The organism is Pseudomonas sp. MPR-R2A5 (assembly GCF_058793055.1).
This window is the reverse complement of record NZ_JBXAFK010000098.1, coordinates 1-8727: the sequence shown is the minus strand read 5'-3', so window position 1 is coordinate 8727 and position 8727 is coordinate 1. Positions and strand designations below refer to the sequence as shown.

The window sequence follows — 8727 nt, the reverse complement described above, 5'->3', positions numbered from 1 at the left end:
CGCACATGTGTCCACCATGTGTCCGGTCCATACAGCGCTCTTCCAAAAGTGACCCGCTGTAAGAGCGGAACCCTAAGCAGCCGTTACCGCAGCAACGGATATGTACTCGCTAAAACTCCAAAAAAGCGGTCGGCCCAGAGGCCGCCACGGAACCAAGCTCCCTCACCCCCAAGAGATTTTTCAGCCTGAAAGTTGTGCAGACACCCATGCTCGGATAGCGGTATGACAGTCACAGCATCATTGACTGACCTACTGCAATCGGGGGCAAGCCCCCTCCCACATTTAATAGGTGTTGCCTGCCGGTTACTCCACCCGCAATACAATCTTGCCGATATGGTCCCCACCTTCCATACGTGCATGGGCCTGGGCAGCGTCGGTGTATTCGTACACCTTGTCGATGATCGGCAGGCACCGCCCGGCCTCCAGCACCGGCCACACATATTCGCGCAGTTGCTGGGCGATCGCGGCTTTCTCATCCTTGGTGCGCGCGCGCAACAGCGAGCCGGTGATCACCGCGCGCTTGCCGAGGATGGTCAGCAGGTCGACATCATTGGCCTTGGCGCCGCCGAGGAAGCCCAGCATCACCAGGTGACCGTCCATGGCCAGGGCCTTGAGATTGTTGTTGAGGTACGAGCCGCCCATGATGTCGAGGATCACGTCCACGCCCTGGCCGTCGGTCTGTTGCGCGATGACCTCGGCAAAATCCTGCTCGCGATAATGGATCGGCTCGCCGCCAAGCTGGGCGATGGCCGCGCATTTGTCGGCGCTGCCGGCGGTGGCGAAGGCCTGGATACCGAACTCGCGGCAGAGCATCAAGGCGGTGGTGCCGATGCCGCTGGTGCCACCGTGGATCAACACGCGCTGGCCGGTGTGCGCGCCGCCAAGGCCGAACAGGTTGGCCCACACGGTGAAGAAGGTTTCCGGTACGGCAGCGGCTTGAATCCAGTCCATGCCGGCGGGGATCGGCAGCGCCTGGCTGGCGGGCACCGTGCAGAACTGCGCATAGCCGCCGCCGTTGGTCAGGGCGCAGACCTTATCGCCCAGGGCGTATTCGGTCACGCCGTCGCCCAGCGCGGCGACTTCCCCTGCCACTTCCAGGCCAGGCAGCGGGTTCATGCCAGGTTTCATCGGGTACTTGCCGGCGCGTTGCAGGGCGTCGGGGCGGTTGACCCCGGCCGCATGCACGCGAATCAGGATCTCGCCGGGGCCCGCCACCGGTACATCTGCGCGGCGCGGCTGCAGCACCTCGGGGCCACCGGGGGTGGTGATTTCGATCAGGGTCATTTCTTTCGGGAGCGTCATTTCAGATTACCTGCAGCGATGAGCGTATGGGGTGGGACCGCGGCGGACGGTCGGCGGTTCAGCAGGCGCATGCCCAGTTCGAGTGCCAGGGCAACCACTATCGCCCCGGCGGCGATCATGAACAACCACCCATGCTGGCCACCGCTGAAGTTGAACAGGGCGGAATAGGCAAACCCCGAGAGCGCCTGGAAAGTGGCAAAGGAGACCGTGGCACGGCTCCACGCGACCTGCTGCTGATGATGGTTGGGGATCAGTTCATGCACCCGTGCCAGCGCCAACGGCACAATGCCCGGCGGGAAAGAACCGAGGAGCACCGCGAGTACCGCCAGGGCCGTCAACGAGCCGGCAAACGGCAACGACCCGACCGCTATCGCCTGCACCACCAGCACCACGCGAATGCTCAAGCGCGCACCCAGTTTGTCTGCCAGGAACCCGTAAGTGACCGGCCCCACAATCGAACCCAGGCCGTACATCACCCAGATCATCGCGCCGATATGCGCCCCGGCCCCCAGGCCACGGGCCACGTAATCCACCAGGAACACCATCGCCGGTACCAGCCCTGCGGCCATAAAGGCGTACTGGGCGAACAGCAGGTACACCCCGGATGGCGTCGCGACGGCCGGGCCGGAGGGCCGCGCATCTTCATGCAGCGTACCCGAAGGCCAGGCGAACCAGCTGGCGGCGGTCAGCACCACGGCCAACAGGCCCAGGCCGAACCAGGTCTGCTGCAAGCCCAGGCTCAGCAGCGGGGGGACTATCGTGCCGGAGCCGGCGATGCCCAGGCCAATGCCGAGGAAGATCGCCCCACTGGCCAGGCCCCGACGTGCGGCCGGTACATGGGGCAACACGGTCGCGGCCACCAGCACCATGATCGCGCCACCGGCAATCCCCGACAGCAGGCGCCAGGCGAAGAACCACACTACCGACAGCGGGAAGCCACAGGCAAAGAACGCGAGGGTCACCGCCAGCATCATGAGGCGCAGCGCGGTCCTGTTCGAGGTGCGCTGGGCGATAGGCCGGCCGATCAGCGCGCCGATCAGGTAACCCACCAGGTTGGCGGCGCCGAGGTACACCACATCATTGGCGCTGAACCAGTGGGCCTGGATCAGCGATGGAATCAACGGCGTGTAGGCAAAGCGCGCCAGGCCGATGCTGACCAGGCTGGCACACAGGCCAGCGAAAATCGGCAGCCACAAGGCCGTGCGAGAGGGGGTATGAGTGTCGGGCATGACGGTGGTCCTGGGTATTTTTCTCTGGCACCCAGCATATCCAGGTTTTTCGATGCAATAATGCAGCGATTACACGTCACAGTGATGCAGATATGCAGCGCAAGGGGGCAGCATGAATTGGGATGACGCACGGGTGTTCCTGGCGGTGTGCCGCGAGTCGACATTACGCGGTGCCGCGCGGGTGCTTGGGGTCGACCAGGCCACGGTCGGGCGGCGGGTCAACGCCCTGGAAAAGGCCTTGGGCGCGACGTTGTTCCTGCGCACCTCCGAGGGCTATGCATTGACCGCCGTTGGCGAGGCCGCCTTGCTCTCGGTGGAAAAAATGGAACGCTCGGCCCTGGATCTCCAGCGCCAGATCCAAGGCCTGGACGACCGCCTGACCGGCATTGTGCGGGTCAGCAGCACCGACTCCCTGGCCATCGACTTCCTGATCCCGGCGATCGCCCGGCTGCACCATCAGCACCCCGACGTGCGTGTGCAACTGGACGCTTCCACCCAGTTCCTCAGCCTGGCCAAGCGTGAAACCGACATTGCTGTGCGCAACATCCGCCCGGACAGCCCCGACCTGATCGCCCGGCGTATCGCGCGTTGGCCGGTGGGCCTGTTCGCTTCACAGGCGTATGTCGACCGCCACGGTGTGCCGGAGCCGGGCAGTCTGTTCGAAGGCCATGACCTGGTGGTCTACCAGCCGTACCTGCAAACCCAGAAGGACATGAGCCTGGTGTCCGAACCCTTGGGCCGTGGGCGCATTGTGGCCGCGTTGAGTTCCAGCCTGCTGGTACGCCGCTCGATTGCCGCCGGCATCGGTATCGGTGAAATCCCGGTGCCGACCGGCCAGATGGATGGCCTGGTGCGTGTGTGGCCGGAGCGTACGCGGCCCTTGCCGTATGACGTGTGGCTGGTGACCCATGCCGACTTGCGCCACACCGCGCGGGTACGGGCGGTGATCGACGAGATCGTCGCCGGGTTTGCCGGCACCGGGGAGTAAGGTCAGCACACGGTTGCAAGCGTGCGCAGCGCTCTGCGGACACAATCGACGTCGATAACGTGTCAACCCACCGGAGCGCATATGAACGAATCAAGACACCAGGACATCGGGCTGTTATTTCTGCGGGGCAGCGGGGCGCTGTTCCTGCTGTGGGTGCATGGCCTGCCCAAATTGCTCAACTACAGCGAGCAGTTGAAGCTGATCGAAGACCCGTTTCACCTCGGCGCCCATGTCACCCTGCTGCTGGCGATATTCGCCGAAGTGTTGTGCCCGCTGTTGATCATCGCCGGGGTGCTGGTGCGCCTGGCGTGCCTGCCGATCCTGGCGGTGCTGTTGATTGCGATGGTGGTGGTGCATCCGGAGTGGACGTTGCTGGAAGGGCAATTCGGCTGGCTGCTGTTGATCATTTTCACCAGCATCCTGATTGCCGGGCCAGGTCGCCTGGCGCTGGAAAAAAAGGCCGGTTAAACCCTGCCCTTGTAGGAGCGAGCTTGCTCGCGAAGAACCCAAGAGCGACGCGTTAAATCTGATTGACTGCGTCATCGTTGACGATCTTCGCGAGCAAGCTTGCTCCTACAGGGCACTAGCGTTCCGGCCAAAGGAGCGGGGTGTTTCAGCGATTGAGGAACGCCAGCAGGTCCTCGTTCAAGGCTTGGGTGTGGGTCACGGCAAACCCGTGCGGCGCATCCTTGTACACCTTCAACTTGGCACCCTTGATCATCTCGGCCGCCACCTTGCCGGTGGTCTCGAACGGCACGATCTGGTCGCCGTCACCGTGGATCACCAGGGTCGGTACGTCGATCTTGGCCATGTCCGGGCGGAAGTCGGTCTCGGAGAATGCACTGACGCAATCCACGGTCGACTTGAGGGACGCCAGCATGGCGATCTGCAGGGTCTGGGCCAGCGTACCTTCGGAAACGGTCTGGCCCTTGTTGATGCCGAAGAACGGCGTGTTGAAGTCCGCGATGAACTGCGCACGGTCTTTGAGCAACCCGGCCTTGATACCGTCGAACACTTCGCTCGGCACGCCTTGTGGGTAATCCGCCTGCTGGCCGAAGATCGGCGTCACGGCGCCCAACAGCACCAGGCCGGCCACCCGTGCACTGCCGTGGCGGGCGATGTAGCGGGCCACGTCACCGCCGCCCATGGAGAAGCCCACCAGGGTCACGTCCTTGAGGTCCAGGTGTTCGATCAACTGCGCGATGTCGTCAGCGAAGGTGTTGTAGTCGTTACCGGTCCACGGCTGGTCAGAGCGCCCGAAGCCACGGCGGTCAAATGCGATAGTGCGAAAACCACGGCTGCTCAGGTATTCCATCTGGTATTCCCACATGTCGGCATCCAGCGGCCAGCCGTGGCTGAACAGCACCGGTTTACCGCTGCCCCAGTCCTTGAAATAGATCTGGGTACCGTCTTTGGCTACGAATGTGCTCATGGAAAAACTCCTTGGTTGAGGGACTGGACATCAGCCTCACTATTGCCCGAAACCGGGCCAGGGGCTTGTACGGGTGTGCTTGCCTGGGATCACCAACTGAACTTGAGCTCGACCCCCAGGTAATTGCTGTCATCGCCGCCGGCGTCGCGCAACGTGCGGCCGACCGCGTAATGCACCGCTTCAACCGCACCGGTGAGGTTCGGCGTAAACACGTAGTCGGTGCGCAATTGACCGTAGGCACCGGTCCAGCGTTCACCCTGGCCTGCGGTGCCGGCGACCGGCAGGTTCGGTTGCGTGTACACCGCATCGCTGGTGGTCTGGCGCCACAGCAGGCCGACGGCGGTCTGCACGCTGAGCTTGTCGATGGGCTTGACGGTGATCGACGGTTTGACGTGAATCAGGTTGCTGTAGCCCGTATAGCCGGCCAGGGAAAAATAGTAGCCGTTGGGGAACAGCGGGTTGAACGTGCCGACTGTACCGTCACCGGTCTTACGGTCGCCCGAGGCGATGTCCAGTTGCAGGCCGATGCGCGGTTTCCACGTCACGCTGTCGAAGGTGTATCCCGTGCGGCTGCCGCCGGCCCAGGCGCGAATATCCTTGTTGCCCACCGAGCCGCTTTGCAGCATGGCTTCAATGTCCCAGTCGAACCCCTGGGCCGTGCCGCCCAGGCGTGCATCCAGCAGGTGGCGGGTTTCATCGCCGTCCGCATCCAGATAGTGCGCAGCGCTGCGCTCGTACACGCCGTAGTAGGCCGACAGCTCATTCTTGCCGCCCACCAGCCGCTCGACCCGCAGCATGTGGAAGCGCGCGTCACTGTTGGATTTGTAATCGAAGTGCCGCTCGTCCTGATACTGCACTGGCTGGCTGGCAATCCCGATAAAGCGCCAGTTGGACGTTTCCCAATCGGCCCACAATGCATCGAAGGATTGCCGCACGTTCGGGCCGTCCCGCGATGAGATGAAACGCTGCAAGTCGAAGGCAAAGTCCTGGCGCCCGACACGCGCCTTGAGCGTGCCGCTGCTGAAGGCGTTGACGTATTCGGCAAAGGCCAGGCGCAAATCGACGCGGTTCTGGTCGGCGCCGCCGACCGTGGTCTTGTCGTAGGCGCGTGCATCTTCCAGTTGGGTGAAGAGCCGCCAGTTTTCGTTCAAGTGCAGGTCGGCGTGCACCTGGAAGCGCTGGATCAGGTAGCTGTCACGCTTGACGCCCTTCACCCCAAAACCATTGGCATCGTTCATCTCGAAGCGCTCGCGCAACGTCGCCCCCAATGACAAATAGGTGAACGGGTTGGCGCTGGACAGCGGGATGTACTTCAAGCTGTCCAGCGGTTGGGTGCGCAGCGCCGGGTCTTGGAGCACCGACCAGTCTTCCTGCCAGCGGTTGGTCTTGATGGCCGGTCGTGTCGGTTGATCGTCGGCGTGGGCGCTGCCGATCAGCAGCGGCCACAGCACGGCCAGGCCCCAGCCTGTGCGGCCAATCATTTTGCAGCGAGGAGCTGGTGAATTTCCGCGACGTAGCCGCCGGGGAATTCAACCACGGCGCTGCGGCGGCCCTTGCTGTCAAAGGCCGGCACCAGGACCTTGGCGCCGGAACCGGTGGCCTTGCCCAGGGTAGCCGTCAGGTCAGGCACTTGATAACCGGTGGTCTCATGGCCGAAGGGGTAGGGCAGTTGGCCGTTGGTGACCAGCACCGCCATGCGTCCGAACGGTGACTCGATATCGACGCGGCGGTACGTGCCAGTGGCCTGGCCCACATCGGCGCCGGGCGCATGCTTGTCATCGGCCAACACCTTGCCGTGGGAGAAGCCCAGGAACGATTTGATAAAGGCATCGGCGCGCTCGGTGGACAGGTACACGCGGTTTTCCGGCACGGTCTGGAACGCCGCGTAGGCCGGGGTCTTGGTGTGCCAGTAGAGCTGCATGTTCACGCCACCCGGCCATTGCACCACGGCGTCACGCCCTATCGGGTCCGGGAAGTCGCTGACGATAACGGCGGCGCCGTTTTCCCGCGCGGCTTTGAGTGCAACGTCCATGTCCTTGACCAGGTAGCCGTTGCGTTCCTGGCCAAAAGGGTGCGGGATAGGCGTGGTGAAACCGAACAGCGACACCGTGCCCGCCGGCGTCTGCAGCAGTTGCGAGGTGGTACTGCTCGGCACCGGCAGCACGTTCACCACTACCTGGGGCGTGCTTTTGCCGCCGAAGGTGGCGAGGAAACTCTGGGTGAAACGGTCCACATCCGCCGGGGCCACATAGACGTGGCTGGTGTCGTATTGTGGCGCCACGGCCACGCTCGGGGTTGCCGCGAAGGCATTGCCCATCATTGCGCCCGCCAGCAGCGTCAATGCCACAGATACCTTGATTGCTTTGCTACGCATGCCCATTCTCCAGCACTTCTATGCGATTGAAAGCCGTGAGGTTAGGCGCAGGGACGCGATGGAAATTGTACAGACGTGCTCGGTTGAACGGTTCAGCGTCTATGCTGGTCCACTGACCTCTACCGTCAGATCACACAGGTGAACGAAATGGCCAAGACATACAGCTACGCCGCCCAGAACGCCAAGGATGCCCTCAAGCCCTTTACCTTCGAGCGCCGCGCGCCGGGGGCGGATGATGTACAGATCGACATTCTCTACTGCGGCGTGTGCCACTCCGACCTGCACACCGTGCGCAACGAGTGGAACAACACCCTTTACCCTTCGGTGCCCGGCCATGAAATCGTCGGCCGCGTGACGGCGGTGGGTGGCAATGTGAGCAAGTTCAAGGTCGGCGACCTCGCCGGTGTCGGCTGCATGGTCGACAGCTGCCAGCACTGCGCCTCTTGCGCCGAGGGCGAGGAGCAATATTGCGAGAACGGTTTTACCGGCACCTACAACGGCCCGGTGTTTGGCGGGGAGAACACCTTCGGGGGCTACTCGGACAATATCGTGGTCAAGGAGAAGTTCGTGCTGCGTATCTCCCACGATGACACTAATCTGGCGGCCGTGGCGCCGCTGCTGTGCGCCGGCATCACCACCTATTCGCCGCTGCATCACTGGAAGGTCGGTCCCGGCAAGAAAGTCGGCGTGGTCGGCCTCGGGGGCCTGGGGCATATGGCGGTGAAGATTGCCCACGCCATGGGCGCCCATGTCACCTTGTTCACCACCTCGCCGAACAAGCGCGAAGACGGCCTGCGCCTCGGTGCCGATCAGGTGGTGGTGTCGAAGAACCCGGACGAAATGGCCAAGGTCGCCAACAGCCTGGACTTCATCCTCAACACCGTCGCCGCGCCGCACAACCTCGACGCCTTCCTCAACCTGCTCAAGCGCGACGGCACCATGACCCTGGTCGGCGCCCCCGACAGCCCGCACCCGTCGCCTACGGTGTTCAACCTGATCTTCAAGCGCCGCAGCCTGGCCGGTTCGTTGATCGGCGGCATCCAGGAAACCCAGGACATGCTGGATTTCTGCGCCAGGCACGGGATTGTCTCGGACATCGAGATGATCGATATCCAGGGCATCAACGAGGCGTATGAGCGCATGCTCAAGGGCGATGTGAAGTATCGGTTCGTGATCGATATGGACAGCTTGAAAAAGGAAAGCCACGCGGCCTGAAACCCCGATCTCCAAACCACTGTAGAGCCTTTGTGGGAGGGGGCTTGCCCCCGATGAGCATGGGTATCTACACAATTTCCAGTGGTCTGTGGCGAGGGAGCTTGGTCCCGTGGCGGCCTTCGGGCCGACCATGTGGTTGGATTTGACCGAGTACATATCCGTTGCTGCGGTAACGGCTGCCTATGGT

Annotated in this window: 8 protein-coding genes; 3 read left to right on the top strand and 5 right to left on the bottom strand. The window is 63.1% G+C overall.

Annotated features, from left to right (window positions below; all coding sequences use genetic code 11):
* Positions 1-303: 303 nt before the first annotated feature.
* Together AC1Q6I_RS34490 and AC1Q6I_RS34485 are read right to left on the bottom strand one after the other, a co-directional pair.
* The gene (locus AC1Q6I_RS34490; protein ID WP_102625708.1) at positions 304-1302 is read right to left on the bottom strand and encodes an NAD(P)H-quinone oxidoreductase; all 999 of its coding nucleotides are present in this window, start codon (positions 1300-1302) and stop codon (positions 304-306) included.
* On the bottom strand, positions 1299-2531 hold the full coding sequence (locus AC1Q6I_RS34485) for a YbfB/YjiJ family MFS transporter (protein ID WP_102625709.1): 1233 nt from the start codon (positions 2529-2531) through the stop codon (positions 1299-1301). Before AC1Q6I_RS34485 ends, AC1Q6I_RS34490 begins: the two co-directional genes overlap by 4 nt.
* A gap of 112 nt (positions 2532-2643) precedes the next feature.
* On the opposite strand from AC1Q6I_RS34485, the gene AC1Q6I_RS34480 reads away from it, so the two are divergent.
* A complete protein-coding gene (locus tag AC1Q6I_RS34480; RefSeq protein ID WP_102625710.1) occupies positions 2644-3519 on the top strand; it encodes a LysR family transcriptional regulator in 876 nt (291 codons plus the stop codon).
* 81 nt (positions 3520-3600) lie between these two features.
* Positions 3601-3987 (top strand): DoxX family protein, encoded by a 387-nt coding sequence (locus AC1Q6I_RS34475; protein WP_102625711.1) that lies wholly within the window; start codon positions 3601-3603, stop codon positions 3985-3987.
* 145 nt (positions 3988-4132) lie between these two features.
* Here AC1Q6I_RS34475 and AC1Q6I_RS34470 read toward each other — a convergent pair whose 3' ends face one another.
* The 3 genes from AC1Q6I_RS34470 to AC1Q6I_RS34460 form a co-directional block, all read right to left on the bottom strand.
* Positions 4133-4951, bottom strand: coding sequence for an alpha/beta fold hydrolase (locus tag AC1Q6I_RS34470; protein ID WP_024074796.1), 819 nt, complete (start codon positions 4949-4951; stop codon positions 4133-4135).
* An 89-nt stretch (positions 4952-5040) separates the two neighbouring features.
* Positions 5041-6432: an alginate export family protein gene (locus AC1Q6I_RS34465; protein ID WP_102625712.1), complete on the bottom strand. Its 1392-nt coding sequence runs from the start codon at positions 6430-6432 to the stop codon at positions 5041-5043.
* Positions 6429-7325 carry a VOC family protein gene (locus AC1Q6I_RS34460; RefSeq protein WP_102625713.1) on the bottom strand — a complete coding sequence of 299 codons (897 nt, stop codon included), beginning with the start codon at positions 7323-7325 and terminating at the stop codon, positions 6429-6431. The genes AC1Q6I_RS34465 and AC1Q6I_RS34460 overlap by 4 nt, the downstream gene beginning before the upstream one ends.
* 147 nt (positions 7326-7472) lie before the next feature.
* On the opposite strand from AC1Q6I_RS34460, the gene AC1Q6I_RS34455 reads away from it, so the two are divergent.
* The gene (locus tag AC1Q6I_RS34455) at positions 7473-8540 is read left to right on the top strand and encodes an NAD(P)-dependent alcohol dehydrogenase (protein WP_024074799.1); all 1068 of its coding nucleotides are present in this window, start codon (positions 7473-7475) and stop codon (positions 8538-8540) included.
* Positions 8541-8727: the final 187 nt, after the last annotated feature.

Excerpts from the sequence above, each read along its gene's own strand:
- AC1Q6I_RS34470 (WP_024074796.1), bottom strand. The coding sequence starts at position 4,951 with ATGAGCACATTCGTAGCCAAAGACGGTACCCAGATCTATTTCAAGGAC.
- AC1Q6I_RS34465 (WP_102625712.1), bottom strand. The coding sequence starts at position 6,432 with ATGATTGGCCGCACAGGCTGGGGCCTGGCCGTGCTGTGGCCGCTGCTG.
- AC1Q6I_RS34460 (WP_102625713.1), bottom strand. The coding sequence starts at position 7,325 with ATGCGTAGCAAAGCAATCAAGGTATCTGTGGCATTGACGCTGCTGGCG.
- AC1Q6I_RS34475 (WP_102625711.1), top strand. The coding sequence starts at position 3,601 with ATGAACGAATCAAGACACCAGGACATCGGGCTGTTATTTCTGCGGGGC.
- AC1Q6I_RS34480 (WP_102625710.1), top strand. The coding sequence starts at position 2,644 with ATGAATTGGGATGACGCACGGGTGTTCCTGGCGGTGTGCCGCGAGTCG.
- AC1Q6I_RS34485 (WP_102625709.1), bottom strand. The coding sequence starts at position 2,531 with ATGCCCGACACTCATACCCCCTCTCGCACGGCCTTGTGGCTGCCGATT.
- AC1Q6I_RS34455 (WP_024074799.1), top strand. The coding sequence starts at position 7,473 with ATGGCCAAGACATACAGCTACGCCGCCCAGAACGCCAAGGATGCCCTC.
- AC1Q6I_RS34490 (WP_102625708.1), bottom strand. The coding sequence starts at position 1,302 with ATGACGCTCCCGAAAGAAATGACCCTGATCGAAATCACCACCCCCGGT.